A 13411-nucleotide genomic window follows, 5' to 3' on the forward strand; every position below is an offset into this window, starting at 1 on the left:
AAGTATCTCGGAGGCGAGAGCAGGCATCGTGACTACAGATACCTATGACGTGGCGGTGATCGGCTATGGGCCCACCGGGGCTACCGCCGCCAACATCTTGGGCCGATTCGGTCTGAAAGTGATTGTGGTCGAGCGTGATCCGGACATATATGGGCGAGCCCGCGCGATTTCCACCGATGAGGAGGTCATGCGGGTGTGGCAGTCGGTCGGTCTGGCCGAGCGACTGCAGCAGGACATGCTGCCCGACCTTCCGTTGAATTTCGTTGACGGTGCGGGTGCCCCGTTCATCGATCTGAAGATCACGCCACGTGGATGCGGGCATCCGCCGCAGCAATTTCTGTACCAGCCGGCCGTCGATGGCGTCCTACGTGAGGGCGTGCAACGCTACTCGAACGTCGAGGTGTTGCTGGAACACGAATGCCTGCGGGTGCTGCCTCACGACGACGGGGTCGAACTGCTCTGCGCCGACCTGAGCCAGGACACCCTCAAGCGGGTCCGCGCCCGCTATGTGATCGCCGCCGACGGGGGAGCGTCACCGACCAGGGGACAGCTGGGGATCGGCTATTCGGGCCGCACGTACGGCGAGCGCTGGGTGGTCATCGACACCAAAGTCCTGCGGGAGTGGGATGGCTACGACCGGTTGCGATTCCACTGCAACCCCGCCCGGCCGATGGTCGACTGCCCGACCCCGTTGGGGCATCACCGCTGGGAGTTCCCCGCCCGAACCGGTGAGGACGAGCAGAAACTCGTACGTGAGGAAGAGATCTGGAAGGTTCTCGGTGTCCAGGGCATCACCTCTGAGCACGTCAAGATCCTTCGGGCGGTGATCTACAGCCATCATGTCCGGGTCGCCGACCGCTGGCGGGTGGGCCGGGTGTTTCTGGCCGGCGACGCCGCGCACGCCATGCCGCCGTGGATCGGGCAGGGCATGTCCGCCGGCGTGCGTGACGTGGCCAACCTGTGCTGGAAGCTCGCCGCGGTGCTCAACGGGCTGGCGCCGGACGAGCTGCTGGACTCCTACCAGACAGAGCGCAAGCCGCACGTCACCGAAACCACAAGGCGTGCACGGATGGTCGGGCGAATCATCACCGAACGCAATCGGGCGATCGCCGCCGTGCGCAACCGCGTGATGCGCATGGTGACGTCGGTGCCCCTCGTACGTGCCGCGTCGCAACGCCGCATGTGGGTTCCCGATGCCCGCTATGCGGAGGGCTTCTTGGCCACCGGCCGGCATCGTGCCGTCGGCTGGCAGGTCCCGCAACCGTGGATCACCTCCAGCGAAGGGACCAGCATTCGCCTCGATGATCTGCTGGGCGGCGACTGGGCCATTCTGCACACCGGCCAGTTGCCACTGGGCGTGGAAGCCTGGACCGAACTCGGGGTCCCTGCACACCGGATCTCCGACCCCGGCCTGGTGCGTTGGCTGCGCAGCAGAAAAGCAACCACAGTCGCGCTGCGCCCGGACGGATTCATCTATGCCGCAGCCGGATCCGGAAAATCACTGCCCGCACCCCCGGACGGCTACACCGTCGCGGCAAGAAAAGAGGTAGCCGCATGACCGCCATCGGTCTCACTGAGCGCACCGTCACCGTGGACGGCCGGCCGATATTCCTCACCGAAGCCGGCAGCGGCCCCGCCGTGGTGCTGCTGCACGGCGGGGGACCGGGCGCCACCGGGGTGTCGAACTACTCGCGCAACATCGACGCACTGGCGCAGAGCTTCCGCGTGATCGTGCCCGATATGCCCGGCTACGGCCGCTCGGCCAAACACGTCGACCAGACCGACCCGTTCGGCTACCTCGCCACCACGATCCGTGGCCTGCTCGACGAACTCGGCGTGGACACCGCGCACCTGGTCGGCAACTCCTACGGAGGTTCATGCGCGCTGCGATTGGCGCTCGACAGCCCGGCGCGAGTCGGCAAGCTGATCCTGATGGGCCCGGGCGGCATCGGGACCACCCGCGGCGCCCCGACCGCCGGACTGCGAAGCCTGCTGGCCTACTACGGCGGCGACGGTCCCAGCCGCGCCAAGCTGGAGACCTTCATCCGTACCTACCTGGTCTACGACGGCGGCTCGGTCCCCGACGATCTGATCGACCTGCGCTACGCCGCTTCCATCGATCCAGAGGTGGTGGCCAACCCGCCGCTTCGCCGGCCCTCGGGACCGACGGCGCTGCGCACACTGTGGCGGATGGATCTGACTCGCGATAAGCGGCTGAAGGAATTGGCCACCCCGACACTGGTGCTGTGGGGACGCGACGACAAGGTCAACCGACCCGCCGGTGGCCCGCTGCTGGTGAACCTGATGCCCAACGCCGATCTGGTGGTGACCGCCCGCACCGGCCACTGGATGCAGTGGGAGCGCGCCGAACTGTTCAACCGGATCGTCGCCGAGTTTCTCGCGCCATGACTGCCACCGCGGTGCCCTCGATATTCGGCAACGTCCGCCTGGGGTATGTCGTCGTCGAGACGGAACAGTTCACCGACTGGCGACGATTCGGTCGCGATGCCATCGGCATGCACGTCGACGACACCCTGGCCGACGTGATGCGCTTCCGCCTCGACGACCACGACTGCCGGTTCCTGCTACAGCGCGGCCCCGCCGAAGACGTCACCGCCCTCGGGTGGCAACTCGACGACCACGGCAGCTTCGATGAAGTCCTCTCCCGGGTCACCGGGCATGGCGTCCCGATCACCGAGGGAACAGCGGAGCAGGCCGCGCTGCGCGGCGTCGAACGACTGGTGCGGTTCCCCGGACCCAACGGGCTGACCCAGGAGATCTTCGTCCGGGCCTCGACAAGCCCGTCGCCGCTGAACACGCGGGTAAGCGGCGGATTCGTCACCGGAGACGCCGGGATCGGGCACGTCGCGATCACGACGACAAAGCCGCACCGGGTACGCGGCTACTTCAACACCGTCTTCGACGCCCGACTCAGCGATTTCATCGACGAAACGATCAGCGGCATGAAGTTCAAGATCCGGTTCCTGCGGGTCAACCAGCGGCATCACTCGGTGGCTATTGCCGCGGTAAATCGGCTGCCAATCAACCCGATCCGCACGCGTATCCAGCACCTCAACATTCAGGTCGCCGACCTCGATGACATGACCGCCTCCTACCAACGCGTCAAGGAACTTGGCTTCGACATGGCTCTGGGGGTCGGACAGCACACCAACGACCGCGAACTGTCCTACTACGCGAGGACCCCGTCGGGTTTCGAGTGGGAAGTGGGATGGAACCCCATCGTCGTCGACGAGACCACCTGGGAGCCGACGACCCATCAGGGCATCAGCATCTGGGGGCACACTCCCGAGGGGCAGACCATCATCGGCAAGCTCGCACAGTTCAAGGCCGCGGCAGCGTCGCTACGGCATCGCGAAGACACGGTTGCGGCCCTGTCCGGGGTCGGTATCCCCGACAGCCAATGAGGAGGCGGACATGCTGCGCATCGACACCCACCACCACCTGATCCCACCCGACTACCGCACAGCCCTGCGGAAAGCCGGGGTCGACGAAGCCGGGGGACGGGCGCTGCCCGACTGGAGCCCGGAAGCGTCGCTGCACACCATGGACGAGTTGGACGTCGGCACCGCGATTCTGTCGGTGTCCACCCCCGGCACCACTTTTCTGCCGGCTGTGGCTGACGCCGCCGCGCTGGCGCGCGACCTCAACGACTACACCGCGCAACTGGTCTTGGATCATTCCGGCCGGTTCGGCTTCTTCGCCACCATCCCGATGCCGCATCTCGATGCGTCAGTAGCCGAAGCCGTCCGCGCACTCGACGAGCTCAAGGCCGACGGCGTGGTGCTGCTGGCCAACAGTGCCGGTGTCTACCTGGGCCAGGACGGGCAGGACGAGCTGTTCACCGCGTTGGATGAGCGCGCGGCCGTGGTGTTCATTCACCCGGCCGACCTGCCCGGACCGGTGATACCCGGGGTCGCCCCGTTCGCCGCCGATTTCCTGCTGGATACCACCCGGGCCGCTTACCTGTTGGTGCGCAACGGTATTCGGCGCCGCTACCCGAGGATTCGCTTCCTGTTGAGTCACGCCGGGGGCTTCGTGCCGTATGCGAGTCATCGGATGGCGGTCGCGATCACGGCCGACACCGGCCGAAGTCCGGCCGACGTCCTCGACGATTTTTCCAGCTTCTACTTCGATACGGCGTTGTCATCCAGCGCCGCTGCGCTGCCGAGTCTGTTGGCTTTCGCGCGACCGGGGCATGTCACCTTCGGCTCGGACTGGCCGTTCGCGCCGAGCGCCGCCGGAAGACTGTTCGCTGCTGGTCTGGAGACGTATGCCGGTCTGGATCGAGCCGGCCGCGATGCGATCGACCGGACAAATGCTGTGGGGCTGTTTCCTCGCTTTGGCGTGGGTGCCACGCAGATCCGCCAACCGGTAATTCAGAGGGTGCGGCACTCGGCCAGTCGTCACGTTGTGCGGTCCCTGTCGCGCATGATCAGCCGAAGCTGAGACGTCGTCCGCAAGGCGGCGACCTGTGCGCAACCGCACCACATTGAAAGGCGCCGCTGTCGCGGCGCCGATCAATCAGCTGGCCAGCGAATGCAAGCCGTCGAACTGCTCCGAGGTGTCGCCCTCGACGAGGAAATCGCCGTGGTACAGGGCCTCGAAGTCGACCTTGATGACGTCGGCACTTGAGTCGTCGATCCACATGACCCTGAGCTTATTGGTCACTATTAAGGAATCATTGAGTCACGTTTCGGGAAATGGTGGCAATACTACTGACCGGTAGCCTTTGCGGGGCCTGTGCTCGGGGACGTGCCTGCGGCCCGCTCCGCCCGGCTAGGGTGGCTGCCATGAGCGCACCGGACACCCTGGACAACCCGCTGTTCGCCCGGATCTGGACCTTCATGTCCAGCCGCGAGACCGACTGGCTGCGGGACCGCCGCCGGGAGAACCTGGAGGGGCTGTCCGGCCGCGTCCTGGAGGTGGGAGCCGGCACCGGGAGTAACTTCGGCTTCTACCCCGACACTGTGACCGAAGTGGTGGCCCCCGAACCCGAATCACGCTTACGGGATGCCGCCAATTCTGCCGCGGCAGCGGCGCCGGCGCCGATCACCGTGCTGGCGAGCACCGTCGAGGCCCTGGACGCCGGGGAGCCGTTCGACGCGATCGTGTGCTCGCTGGTCTTGTGCTCGGTCGACCGCCCGGAGGAAGTGCTGCGCCAGCTGTTCGCACTGCTCAAGCCCGGAGGCGAGCTGCGCTACTTCGAGCATGTCGCCAGCGCCGGGGTACGCGGCGGACTGCAACGGCTGGCCGACGCCACCTTCTGGCCCCGACTGTTCGGCAACTGCCACACCCACCGCGAGACCGAGCAGATGATCACCGCCGCAGGCTTCGTCGTTGGCAAATCGCGGCGCGGGCATCAATTCCCGGCATGGGCCCCGGTGCCGGTGTCGGAGTTCGCGCTGGGCTCCGCCAACCGCCCGGCCTGATACCGAGTCAGCCCAGCAGGAACGGCAACCGCTGTGCCATTCCCGGCAGTGCCGCCGACGCAGTGGTTTGCAGATAAACCGTGGCCCGCTCCGAGAGCGGCGTCGGCTCCGGATTCACCTGGATGACGGTCTTGCCCAGCTCCAGCGCCCGTTCGGGCAGGCTGGCCGCCGGATAGACCACCCCGGACGTGCCGACCACGATCACCGCGTCGGCGGCATCGATGGCATCGACCGCTGCGTTCCACGGTCCCTCGGGCAGCTCTTCGCCGAACCAGACCACGTCTGGGCGGATCAGGCCGCCGCACTCGCACTGCGGCGGCATGATTTCGAGCACGGGTTCCGCCAGCTCCGGCAGCTGCGTGTCGTGCGGTTGCTCGCAGTCCGAGCAGCGGAAGGTGAACATCCGGCCGTGCAGATGGTGAACCGTGGAACTGCCGCCGCGCTCGTGCAGATTGTCGACGTTCTGGGTGATGACCTGGACGTCGGCGTGCTGTTCCCAGTCCGCGATCGCGGTATGACCCAGGTTCGGCGCATAGCGGTGGGCCAGCTGGCAGCGCCACACATACCAACCCCAGACCAGTTCCGGCTGCCGATTCCAGCCGTCGATGCTGGACACCTCATAGGGGTCGTACTGCGACCAGAGCCCCTTCTCGTCGTCGCGGAAGGTAGGTATCCCGCTCTCCGCCGAGATCCCTGCACCGCTGAACACCACCACCCGCACGCCACCAAGATAGCGGGATACTGGCCCAATGGACTTCGCGGACCTGCTGAAAACCGACGCGCATGCCGACGTGCCGCTGTTCGATCAGATCAGGGTTGCGCTGATCGAGGCGGTCCGGGCCGGGACATTGCCCGCGGGGACCCGGCTGCCGACGGTGCGCGAGTTGGCGAGTCAGCTGGGGCTGGCGGTCAACACGGTCGCGCGCGCCTACCGCGAGCTGGAGGCCGGCGGCGTCGTCGAAACGCGGGGCCGGTTCGGCACCTTCGTGGCAAGCAGTGACCCGGCAGATGCGGCCATGACGCAGGCGGCCGGTGCTTTCGCGGCCGCGGCCCGCGCGGTCGGTTTGGGCAAGGCCGATGCGCTGCGCTACCTCGACGCAGCCTTCGGCAGCGCCGACGCTACCTAGCCGAATTCGAGCAGGGTCAGGGACGGACGGACCGGGTCGAGGAAGCGCAGCCGATAGGCGCTCGAGAGCAGGGTGTTGAACAGCCAGCCCCGCCCGGCCGGCAACGGCAGATCGCGAACGGCCCGGATGCCGGGCATGGTGTTCACCAGATCGGCGGCCTCGCGCACCGACAGGTTGAACGGCATCGGCGGGGCCTTGTAGCGCAGCGAGGTCCACACCCCGCGGCGAATCAGCATCGCCATCAACGGAGGCGGCACATCGAAGAGCAGCCGCCCACCCGGGAAACGGCGGGCACACTCGGCGATCAGTCCCAGCGACTGCTCGGGATGCAGGTACATCAGCAGGCCCTCGGCGCTGATGAACACGCCGTTGTCCGGATCGACCTGATCCATCCAGCTGTAGTCCAAGGCGGATTGGGCGCACACCGAAACCTGCGGTGACGCCGGCAGCAGTCGGGTGCGGATGTCGACGATCGGCGGCAGATCGACGGTGAGCCAGCGGAAAGCGGTGTCGGGAACGCTCGCGCTCACCCGCCAGAAGCTGGTCTGCAAGCCCTCGGCCAGGGCCACCACGGTGCCCGACGGGTGCTGATCCAGAAACTGCCGGGTCTGCTCGTCGAAGGCCAAGGCGCGCAGGGCGATGTCCTGGCGGGTCGGCCCGAACTTTGCGAAATCGAAGTCGATCGAATCGGCGAGGCGGATCGCCATCGGGTCATCGATGATCCCGTCAGAGCGGCGGGCTTCTGTCGCCCGAGCGTTCAACGTCAGCAACGCGGTTTCGGAGACCCCGGTCAGGGTGACTTTCTGTGCCTGGCTCACGTCTGCGACCTTACCGGTGCGCGCATTAGCGCAGCATTTTGTTCAGAGTGCGCAGGTTGCGCGTGGTGGTGGCGGACTTGTACCGCTTGTTACCCATCGTCTTGCCCACCGTGCTGGTCAGGGTGTCGCCCTTGGGGATCTGCCAGTAGATCACCCCGTCCCCGAGGGTGATCTTCTCCTCGGCATCGGCTGCGAGCCCGGACAGTTCGGTCAGCGCCGCGTCGTCGGCCACGAACGTGACATAGGAGTGCTGGTCGGGGACCTCGGGTTCGAAGGGATAGGCAGCCACGATGTCGCGCACCGTCTCCACGTCATAGACCAGCACCCAGGCCTCATAGCCAAAGCGCTCCCGCAACGCCGCCTCGGCGCTGGCACGCACCTTCTCGGCATCGGCGGGCGAGTCCAGCAGCGCGTTGCCGCTGGCAAGGAGAGTGCGGACCTCGGAGAATCCGGCGGCGGTCAGCGTGGCGGCGACCTCGGCCATCTTGAGGTTGACTCCGCCGACGTTCACGCCGCGCAGAAACAGTGCATACCGTGTCATGAGACGACTCCAATCGGTGGAAGAACGATGGCAATAACCGGACGCGTCGGTAGGCTTCGATCATGGGACGCCAGGTATTCGACGACAAGTTGCTTGCCTTGATCAGCGGGAACTCACTCGGTGTCTTGGCCACCCTCAAACGCGACGGGCGCCCGCAGCTGTCGAACGTGCAGTACTACTTCGATCCGCGGTCTTTGGTGGTGCAGGTCTCGGTCACCGAACCGCGAGCCAAGACCCGCAACCTGCGCCGTGACCCCAGGGCGTCGCTGCTGGTCGATTCCGACGACGGCTGGTCCTATGCCGTCGCCGAGGGGGATGCTCAGCTGACGCCGCCGGCCGCCGCGCCCGATGACGATACCGTCGAGGCGTTGATTACGTTGTACCGCAACATCGCCGGGGAACACCCGGATTGGGACGAGTACCGCCAGGCCATGGTGACCGACCGTCGCGTGCTGCTGACGCTGCCCATCCATCACCTTTACGGCATGCCGCCGGGCGTGCGCTGAGCATCTCCCACCGGTAGGCCATGCGCTGGGCTAGGCTCCGGGGTATGCCCGAATCAGATTCCGCCGCAGACGAGAACAAGCGCAAGTTCCGGGAGGCGCTGGAGCGTAAGAAGGCGAAGTCGGCGGGCGGCTCCGACCACAAGGATGGCGGTGCCAAGCAGTCACGGTCGCACGGGCCGCTGGAGAGCCGCCGGGAATTCCGCCGCAAGAGCGGGTAGCTACTGCACGGGGCAGGCGTACTTGCGTGCCACGTCCATCACCCGCTGGTTCGCGCCGGGTCCGACGACCCCCTGTGCGGCGAGTTCCAACCCGATATAGCCCGGGAGTCCGCCTTCGCATGCCTGGTGGGCCAGGCGCCAGGCGGTGTCCGGATTCAGGTTGAACCCGTTGCGTTCCAGGCCCTCCATGTAGGTGTCGAATTCCGGGGTGCCCTGGTCCGGTATGGCGCCGGCCGTGGCGGCCAAGGCAATCGCGGAAACCGCCGCTGCAATCAGTGCTGCCGCTACACGTCTCATGGTCCTTCTCCTGGAAATGCGTCCGCTCGTGGTGTCGTTACACGGTTGCACACTCCACCGACACAGACCTGCGGAACTCTTTAGTTGGCCGGGGTGGAGCGCTGCGGGGTGATCGCGGGTGGTTCTAGACTGGCCGGGTGCCGAAGCTGCAGCTGGTCGGGGACCCTCCTGTCGACGCGTTGCTGAGCGCAGACCCGTTCGCGCTGCTGGTCGGAATGCTGCTCGATCAGCAGATCCCGATGGAAGTCGCGTTCGCCGGCCCGAAGAAGATCGCCGACCGGATGGGTGGGCTGGACCCGCACGACATTGCCGAGCGCGATCCGGACGACTTCGCCGCGTTGTTCGCCGAAACGCCTGCGGTGCACCGCTTTCCGGGTTCGATGGCGGGTCGTGTCCAAGCCCTGGCCAAAGCTGTGTTGGATCAGTATGGCGGCGACACGACCGCATTGTGGACGGTCGGTGATCCCGATGGCGCCGAGGTGCTCAAGCGCCTCAAGGCACTGCCCGGCTACGGCGAGCAGAAGGCCCGGATCTTTCTGGCCCTGCTCGGCAAGCAATACGGCGTGACCCCGTCGGGATGGCGGGAGGCCGCCGGGGCATACGGTGAGCCCGGAACACACCTGTCGATCGCTGACGTCGTGGATGCGTCGTCGCTGCAGCAGGTGCGGTCCACCAAGAAGGCCCAGAAATTGGCTGCGAAGCAGGCCCGAGAGAGTAAGGGAAAGGCGACGACGTGAAAACTCACCTGAACTGTCCGTGTGGCGAGGCGATGACGGGCAAAGACGAGGACGAACTGGTCGTCGTGGTGCAGAAGCACCTCGCCGATGTGCACCCCGGTATGGAGTACGACCGGGACGCCATCTTGTTCATGGCCTACTGACGCCGCCGGCGGGTCCTGCGGCGCAGGACCACTACGACGCCGGTGATCACTACGATCACCGGTAGCCAGGGCAGTAGGAAACCCGCGATCGAGATCAGGCCGTGGGTGAACGACAGCAGGGCGTGCCAGCCGTGGCGAACCGACGTGAGGAATCCGGGGGCGGTCGACTCGAACTCGGAGGCCAGCGAAACGGTGAGCGTCGCGTAGCTGATCTGGTCGCCGAGCTGGGTGCGCTGCGCCCGCAGGCTGTCGAGGTCGGCCTGCCGCGACGCCAGTTCTTTCTCGGCCTGCAGCAGATCGGCCGTGGTGGAGGCGGACTTCATCAGCGCGGTCAATCGGTCCACCGACGCCTGCAACGCGGCGACCCGCGCATCGAGGTCGACACGCTGGCCGGTGACGTCGTCGTGCCTCAACGCGATCGACGAGACGTCGCCCAGTTGCTTTGCGTCGTCGAGGAATTCATCGACTTTGGGTGACGGGATGCGCACCGTCAGCTCGGCGGTGTGGGAACGACCCGGTGCCGTGCTTTCGGTGCGGTCATCGACGCGGCCACTTAGGCCGGTGGTCAGGTCGATGAGTCGCTCCACCGCTGCGCCGACGTCGGTCACCGCGATATTGAGGCTGCCGGTGGTCACGACATCCCGTTGCAGCTGCTGAGGCGGCGGGCTCATCGGCGCCGGCGCGGAAACAGCGTCCGCGGACGGCGACCGTTCCGGCGACGGCCGTTCCCCGGCGCAACCGCTGATCGCCAGGAGCAACATCGCGGCCAAGCCGATCAACAACGTCCAAGGTGCCGACGTGCGGGGGACGGTCATGGCCGTCAGGGCACCACTGTCGAGCCGATGGTGGGCAGGAAGTTGCACTGGTGGTCCTTGGTGCTGACCTGACCGAAGATCGTCGACATGATGCTGCCCGAGCCGGTGTCGACGATCGCGGTCAGCGTCGTCGGCCCCTCCGGGTTGATGTCGGTGCGCGGCTGCAGGGTGGCGCTGCCGGACTTGCCGGTGGTCAGGTTCACCCACGTGACGTTCAGCGGTAGCTTCTGCGTCTCGGCCGGGCCCGGGGTCCCCATCGCGGTGAACACGTAGGCGGTCTGGCCGGGCTTGGGGCCGGGGGTCGGAATCGTGGCCGGCCCGGCCACCGACAGGGCGGTGGCGATGACGTTGCCGCCGTCGGCCTGGCAGTTCTGGCCGATGGACGGGTACATGAAGTCCTGGGTCGGTGGGGCGTCCGGGCCGAAGCCGGGGGTGGCCGCCGTCGCCGCGTCGGGTGCCGCGACGGTCGATGCGGCTTCGGGAGCCGCCGGGGCCGCCTCGGGGAGGGCGTCGGCGGGCGCGGGCAGGGCTTCGGGCGCGGTGATGGCGGCCTGCGGGAGCGGGCCCACTGACTTGGCCGGGTCGATGCCGCTGGGCAGGTGGGCCACCAGCCCGGGTTCCGAGCCGGCCGTCGGTACGTGATTGCTCGGCAGTGCCTCGGGCGGCGACTGGACGAACTGCGCCACCGAGTCGGCCACCTGCCGCGAGCTAGCGGGCGTGTTGGAGTTTCCGGTGAATGCGGCGGCCGCGGCCATCAGCAGCGAGGTCGCCCCGGCGGGGTCGGCGGCGGCCTGCTGGATCACCGGGCTCAACTGCTCAATGGCGGGCAGTCCAGGAAATCCCGCGGTGGGCAGCGGCAGCGCCGGCATGGCCGGGTCTGCCGTGGCCACCCCGCCGACGGCGCCGAGGACCAGCACGGCCGATGATCCGGCTGCGACGGCCGCTTTGGCGGCGGTGGTGATCAGCGTCTGGAGGCGCGACATGACTTCCCCAATCGTCGGCGATGGCTTCCTGAAAACTGAAGCTAGCCTGTTGCTGGTGAGGCTCAAGTGACACGTGTGTCATTTATGGAACCGTTACGGACCCGAACTGCGACGGTGATCTGGCGGCCGTTCGCTAGAGTCGTGCCGGTAGACACCACCCTCGACACCCCGCCTGCGCGTTCGCTGACGAATCGCCTGACTGCGTGGGCTCCATTGCTGCTGGTGGTCAGCATCGCGGCGCGACTCGCCTGGACCTACCTGACCCCGCACGGCGCCAACTTCGTCGACCTGCACGTCTACATCAGTGGCGCGGCCGCGCTGGCCCAGCCCGGCGCGCTGTATGACTACGTCTACGCCGACCAGACCCCGGACTTCCCGCTGCCGTTCACCTACCCGCCGTTCGCCGCGGTGGTGTTCTACCCGCTGCATTTCCTGCCGTTCGGGCTGGTTGCGCTCGGATGGCAGATCGGCACGATGGCCGCCCTGTACGGCGTGGTGCGGTTGTGCCAGCGCCTCCTCGGCGAATCGGCCACCTCGGGGCGTCGGATTGATGCGGCGGTCCCAGCTTCGCCTCTCCTTCGTCGAGCCTCGCTGAACCGCTTGGCTGATGCGGCGGTCCCAGCTTCGCCTCTCCTTTGTCGAGCCTCGCTGAACCGCCGGGTCGCGATGTTGTGGACGGCCGCGGGGATCTGGTCCGAACCGTTGCGCAGCACCTTCGACTACGGCCAGATCAATGTGATCCTGGTGCTGGCGGTGCTCTACGCGGTCTACAGCCGGCGGTGGTGGGTGTCGGGGCTGCTGGTCGGCCTGGCCGCCGGGGTGAAGCTGACCCCGGCGATCGCCGGGGTCTATCTGGCCGCGGCACGGCGCTGGGCCGCCGCGGTGTTCTCGGCCGTGGTCTTCGCCGGCACCATTGCAGTATCGGTGTGGGCCACCGGCGATCAGGCTCGCCGCTACTTCACCGAGCTACTCGGTGACGCCCACCGGGTAGGCCCGATCGGAACCTCGTTCAATCAGTCCTGGCGGGGCGGGATCTCCCGCATCCTCGGACACGACGCCGGTTACAGCCCGCCGGTGCTGATCGCGATCGGCGTCACCGCGGTGCTGGCCGTACTGGCCTGGCGGGCGCTGAACAGTACTCCCGCCGGACCCGATCCGTTGGGGTCGTTACTGGTGGTCGAGCTCTTCGGGCTGCTGGCCTCGCCGATCTCCTGGACCCATCACTGGGTGTGGCTGCTGCCGCTGATGATCTGGCTGTTCTACGGGCCGTGCGCGGATCGCCCGGGCGCCCGCATCCTGGGCTGGATGTGGCTCACGCTCACCCTCATCGGGGTGCCGTGGTTGCTGAGCTTCTTCCAGCCGACGATCTGGCAGGACGGACGGCCCTGGTACCTGGCGTGGGCCGGCCTGGTCTACATCGTCGGCGCCGTGGTCACCTTGGGCTGGATGGCGACCACGCGGGTCACGCCGCGAGAATCCGATTGATCTCGCCGGCCATCGCCACGTCCTTGTCGGTGATCCCGCCTTCGGAATGCGTCACCAGCACGAACGTCACGGTGCGCCAGCGAATATCGATATCCGGGTGGTGATCGGCCGCCTCGGCACGTTCGGCGACTCGACGCACGGCATCGATCCCGGCCAGAAACGAGCCGAACTTGACCGAGCGCCGCAGCGCTCCCTCGGCGTGCTCCCAGCCATCGAGGTCGGGCAGCGCCGCGTTCACCTGATCGTCAGTCAACAAAGCCATACCCGACGGTAGGACGGTATAGCCTCACA

19 protein-coding genes are annotated in these 13411 nt (G+C 67.0%); 11 read left to right on the top strand and 8 right to left on the bottom strand.

The genetic code is table 11. The annotated features are described in order from the left end of the window. The first annotated feature begins 28 nt into the window (after positions 1-28). Genes ACKY0W_RS05885 through ACKY0W_RS05900 form a run of 4 tightly spaced genes read left to right on the top strand, consistent with a single transcriptional unit; the run spans position 29 to position 4467 of the window. Positions 29-1558, top strand: coding sequence for a bifunctional 3-(3-hydroxy-phenyl)propionate/3-hydroxycinnamic acid hydroxylase (locus tag ACKY0W_RS05885; RefSeq protein ID WP_409436778.1), 1530 nt, complete (start codon positions 29-31; stop codon positions 1556-1558). Beyond that, the gene (locus tag ACKY0W_RS05890) at positions 1555-2409 is read left to right on the top strand and encodes an alpha/beta fold hydrolase (RefSeq protein ID WP_409436779.1); all 855 of its coding nucleotides are present in this window, start codon (positions 1555-1557) and stop codon (positions 2407-2409) included. Before ACKY0W_RS05885 ends, ACKY0W_RS05890 begins: the two co-directional genes overlap by 4 nt. Next, positions 2406-3425 (top strand): VOC family protein, encoded by a 1020-nt coding sequence (locus ACKY0W_RS05895; protein ID WP_409436780.1) that lies wholly within the window; start codon positions 2406-2408, stop codon positions 3423-3425. The genes ACKY0W_RS05890 and ACKY0W_RS05895 overlap by 4 nt, the downstream gene beginning before the upstream one ends. Before the next feature lie 10 nt (positions 3426-3435). Further along, on the top strand, positions 3436-4467 hold the full coding sequence (locus ACKY0W_RS05900) for an amidohydrolase family protein (protein WP_409436781.1): 1032 nt from the start codon (positions 3436-3438) through the stop codon (positions 4465-4467). Positions 4468-4542: 75 nt separating this feature from the next. Here ACKY0W_RS05900 and ACKY0W_RS05905 read toward each other — a convergent pair whose 3' ends face one another. After that, complete coding sequence (locus ACKY0W_RS05905; protein WP_096867583.1) at positions 4543-4668, bottom strand: hypothetical protein; 126 nt, start codon at positions 4666-4668, stop codon at positions 4543-4545. Positions 4669-4811: 143 nt separating this feature from the next. On the opposite strand from ACKY0W_RS05905, the gene ACKY0W_RS05910 reads away from it, so the two are divergent. Continuing rightward, positions 4812-5450 carry a class I SAM-dependent methyltransferase gene (locus ACKY0W_RS05910; RefSeq protein WP_409436782.1) on the top strand — a complete coding sequence of 213 codons (639 nt, stop codon included), beginning with the start codon at positions 4812-4814 and terminating at the stop codon, positions 5448-5450. 7 nt (positions 5451-5457) lie between these two features. Here the strand turns inward: ACKY0W_RS05910 and ACKY0W_RS05915 are convergent, their stop codons facing one another. Beyond that, a complete protein-coding gene (locus ACKY0W_RS05915; RefSeq protein ID WP_409436783.1) occupies positions 5458-6171 on the bottom strand; it encodes an SIR2 family NAD-dependent protein deacylase in 714 nt (237 codons plus the stop codon). 28 nt (positions 6172-6199) lie between these two features. Between ACKY0W_RS05915 and ACKY0W_RS05920 the strand changes: the two genes are divergently transcribed. After that, entirely contained in the window at positions 6200-6577 is a 378-nt protein-coding gene (locus tag ACKY0W_RS05920) for a GntR family transcriptional regulator (protein WP_409436784.1), read from the top strand. Here ACKY0W_RS05920 and ACKY0W_RS05925 read toward each other — a convergent pair. Together ACKY0W_RS05925 and ACKY0W_RS05930 are read right to left on the bottom strand one after the other, a co-directional pair. Further along, complete coding sequence (locus tag ACKY0W_RS05925; RefSeq protein ID WP_409436785.1) at positions 6574-7395, bottom strand: class I SAM-dependent methyltransferase; 822 nt, start codon at positions 7393-7395, stop codon at positions 6574-6576. The genes ACKY0W_RS05920 and ACKY0W_RS05925 overlap by 4 nt on opposite strands. 25 nt (positions 7396-7420) lie before the next feature. Further along, the gene (locus ACKY0W_RS05930; protein ID WP_409436786.1) at positions 7421-7936 is read right to left on the bottom strand and encodes a DUF1697 domain-containing protein; all 516 of its coding nucleotides are present in this window, start codon (positions 7934-7936) and stop codon (positions 7421-7423) included. 62 nt (positions 7937-7998) lie between these two features. On the opposite strand from ACKY0W_RS05930, the gene ACKY0W_RS05935 reads away from it, so the two are divergent. Next, on the top strand, positions 7999-8442 hold the full coding sequence (locus tag ACKY0W_RS05935; protein ID WP_406758778.1) for a PPOX class F420-dependent oxidoreductase: 444 nt from the start codon (positions 7999-8001) through the stop codon (positions 8440-8442). Positions 8443-8486: 44 nt separating this feature from the next. Further along, the gene (locus ACKY0W_RS05940) at positions 8487-8660 is read left to right on the top strand and encodes a DUF5302 domain-containing protein (RefSeq protein ID WP_308486005.1); all 174 of its coding nucleotides are present in this window, start codon (positions 8487-8489) and stop codon (positions 8658-8660) included. Here the strand turns inward: ACKY0W_RS05940 and ACKY0W_RS05945 are convergent, their stop codons facing one another. Then, complete coding sequence (locus ACKY0W_RS05945) at positions 8661-8957, bottom strand: DUF732 domain-containing protein (RefSeq protein ID WP_409436787.1); 297 nt, start codon at positions 8955-8957, stop codon at positions 8661-8663. It lies immediately after the preceding gene. A 137-nt stretch (positions 8958-9094) separates the two neighbouring features. On the opposite strand from ACKY0W_RS05945, the gene ACKY0W_RS05950 reads away from it, so the two are divergent. Both ACKY0W_RS05950 and ACKY0W_RS05955 read left to right on the top strand, forming a co-directional pair. Next, positions 9095-9694, top strand: coding sequence for an HhH-GPD-type base excision DNA repair protein (locus ACKY0W_RS05950; RefSeq protein ID WP_409436788.1), 600 nt, complete (start codon positions 9095-9097; stop codon positions 9692-9694). Next, a complete protein-coding gene (locus ACKY0W_RS05955) occupies positions 9691-9837 on the top strand; it encodes a DUF1059 domain-containing protein (protein WP_308486008.1) in 147 nt (48 codons plus the stop codon). The genes ACKY0W_RS05950 and ACKY0W_RS05955 overlap by 4 nt, the downstream gene beginning before the upstream one ends. Here the strand turns inward: ACKY0W_RS05955 and ACKY0W_RS05960 are convergent. Beyond that, entirely contained in the window at positions 9831-10700 is an 870-nt protein-coding gene (locus ACKY0W_RS05960; protein ID WP_409436789.1) for a DUF4349 domain-containing protein, read from the bottom strand. The two genes, ACKY0W_RS05955 and ACKY0W_RS05960, sit on opposite strands and share 7 nt — an antisense overlap. Beyond that, positions 10658-11635, bottom strand: coding sequence for a hypothetical protein (locus ACKY0W_RS05965; protein WP_409436790.1), 978 nt, complete (start codon positions 11633-11635; stop codon positions 10658-10660). Before ACKY0W_RS05965 ends, ACKY0W_RS05960 begins: the two co-directional genes overlap by 43 nt. An 84-nt stretch (positions 11636-11719) precedes the next feature. Here ACKY0W_RS05965 and ACKY0W_RS05970 point away from each other — a divergent pair, with 84 nt between their 5' ends. Further along, the gene (locus tag ACKY0W_RS05970; RefSeq protein ID WP_409436791.1) at positions 11720-13120 is read left to right on the top strand and encodes a mannosyltransferase; all 1401 of its coding nucleotides are present in this window, start codon (positions 11720-11722) and stop codon (positions 13118-13120) included. On the opposite strand, the gene ACKY0W_RS05975 is transcribed toward ACKY0W_RS05970, so the two are convergent. Next, positions 13098-13382 carry a 4a-hydroxytetrahydrobiopterin dehydratase gene (locus ACKY0W_RS05975; protein ID WP_409436792.1) on the bottom strand — a complete coding sequence of 95 codons (285 nt, stop codon included), beginning with the start codon at positions 13380-13382 and terminating at the stop codon, positions 13098-13100. The two genes, ACKY0W_RS05970 and ACKY0W_RS05975, sit on opposite strands and share 23 nt — an antisense overlap. Between the last annotated feature and the right edge of the window lie 29 nt (positions 13383-13411).

It is taken from the genome of Mycobacterium sp. SMC-14 (genome assembly GCF_046250075.1).
In the GTDB taxonomy this organism is placed as follows: Bacteria; Actinomycetota; Actinomycetes; order Mycobacteriales; family Mycobacteriaceae; genus Mycobacterium.

What these genes read in the sequence shown, in the direction of transcription:
- ACKY0W_RS05910 (WP_409436782.1), top strand. Translation starts at nt 4,812, where the DNA reads ATGAGCGCACCGGACACCCTGGACAACCCGCTGTTCGCCCGGATCTGG.
- ACKY0W_RS05895 (WP_409436780.1), top strand. Translation starts at nt 2,406, where the DNA reads ATGACTGCCACCGCGGTGCCCTCGATATTCGGCAACGTCCGCCTGGGG.
- ACKY0W_RS05970 (WP_409436791.1), top strand. Translation starts at nt 11,720, where the DNA reads ATGGAACCGTTACGGACCCGAACTGCGACGGTGATCTGGCGGCCGTTC.
- ACKY0W_RS05935 (WP_406758778.1), top strand. Translation starts at nt 7,999, where the DNA reads ATGGGACGCCAGGTATTCGACGACAAGTTGCTTGCCTTGATCAGCGGG.
- ACKY0W_RS05900 (WP_409436781.1), top strand. Translation starts at nt 3,436, where the DNA reads ATGCTGCGCATCGACACCCACCACCACCTGATCCCACCCGACTACCGC.
- ACKY0W_RS05905 (WP_096867583.1), bottom strand. Translation starts at nt 4,668, where the DNA reads ATGTGGATCGACGACTCAAGTGCCGACGTCATCAAGGTCGACTTCGAG.
- ACKY0W_RS05940 (WP_308486005.1), top strand. Translation starts at nt 8,487, where the DNA reads ATGCCCGAATCAGATTCCGCCGCAGACGAGAACAAGCGCAAGTTCCGG.
- ACKY0W_RS05965 (WP_409436790.1), bottom strand. Translation starts at nt 11,635, where the DNA reads ATGTCGCGCCTCCAGACGCTGATCACCACCGCCGCCAAAGCGGCCGTC.
- ACKY0W_RS05975 (WP_409436792.1), bottom strand. Translation starts at nt 13,382, where the DNA reads ATGGCTTTGTTGACTGACGATCAGGTGAACGCGGCGCTGCCCGACCTC.
- ACKY0W_RS05945 (WP_409436787.1), bottom strand. Translation starts at nt 8,957, where the DNA reads ATGAGACGTGTAGCGGCAGCACTGATTGCAGCGGCGGTTTCCGCGATT.
- ACKY0W_RS05930 (WP_409436786.1), bottom strand. Translation starts at nt 7,936, where the DNA reads ATGACACGGTATGCACTGTTTCTGCGCGGCGTGAACGTCGGCGGAGTC.
- ACKY0W_RS05920 (WP_409436784.1), top strand. Translation starts at nt 6,200, where the DNA reads ATGGACTTCGCGGACCTGCTGAAAACCGACGCGCATGCCGACGTGCCG.
- ACKY0W_RS05890 (WP_409436779.1), top strand. Translation starts at nt 1,555, where the DNA reads ATGACCGCCATCGGTCTCACTGAGCGCACCGTCACCGTGGACGGCCGG.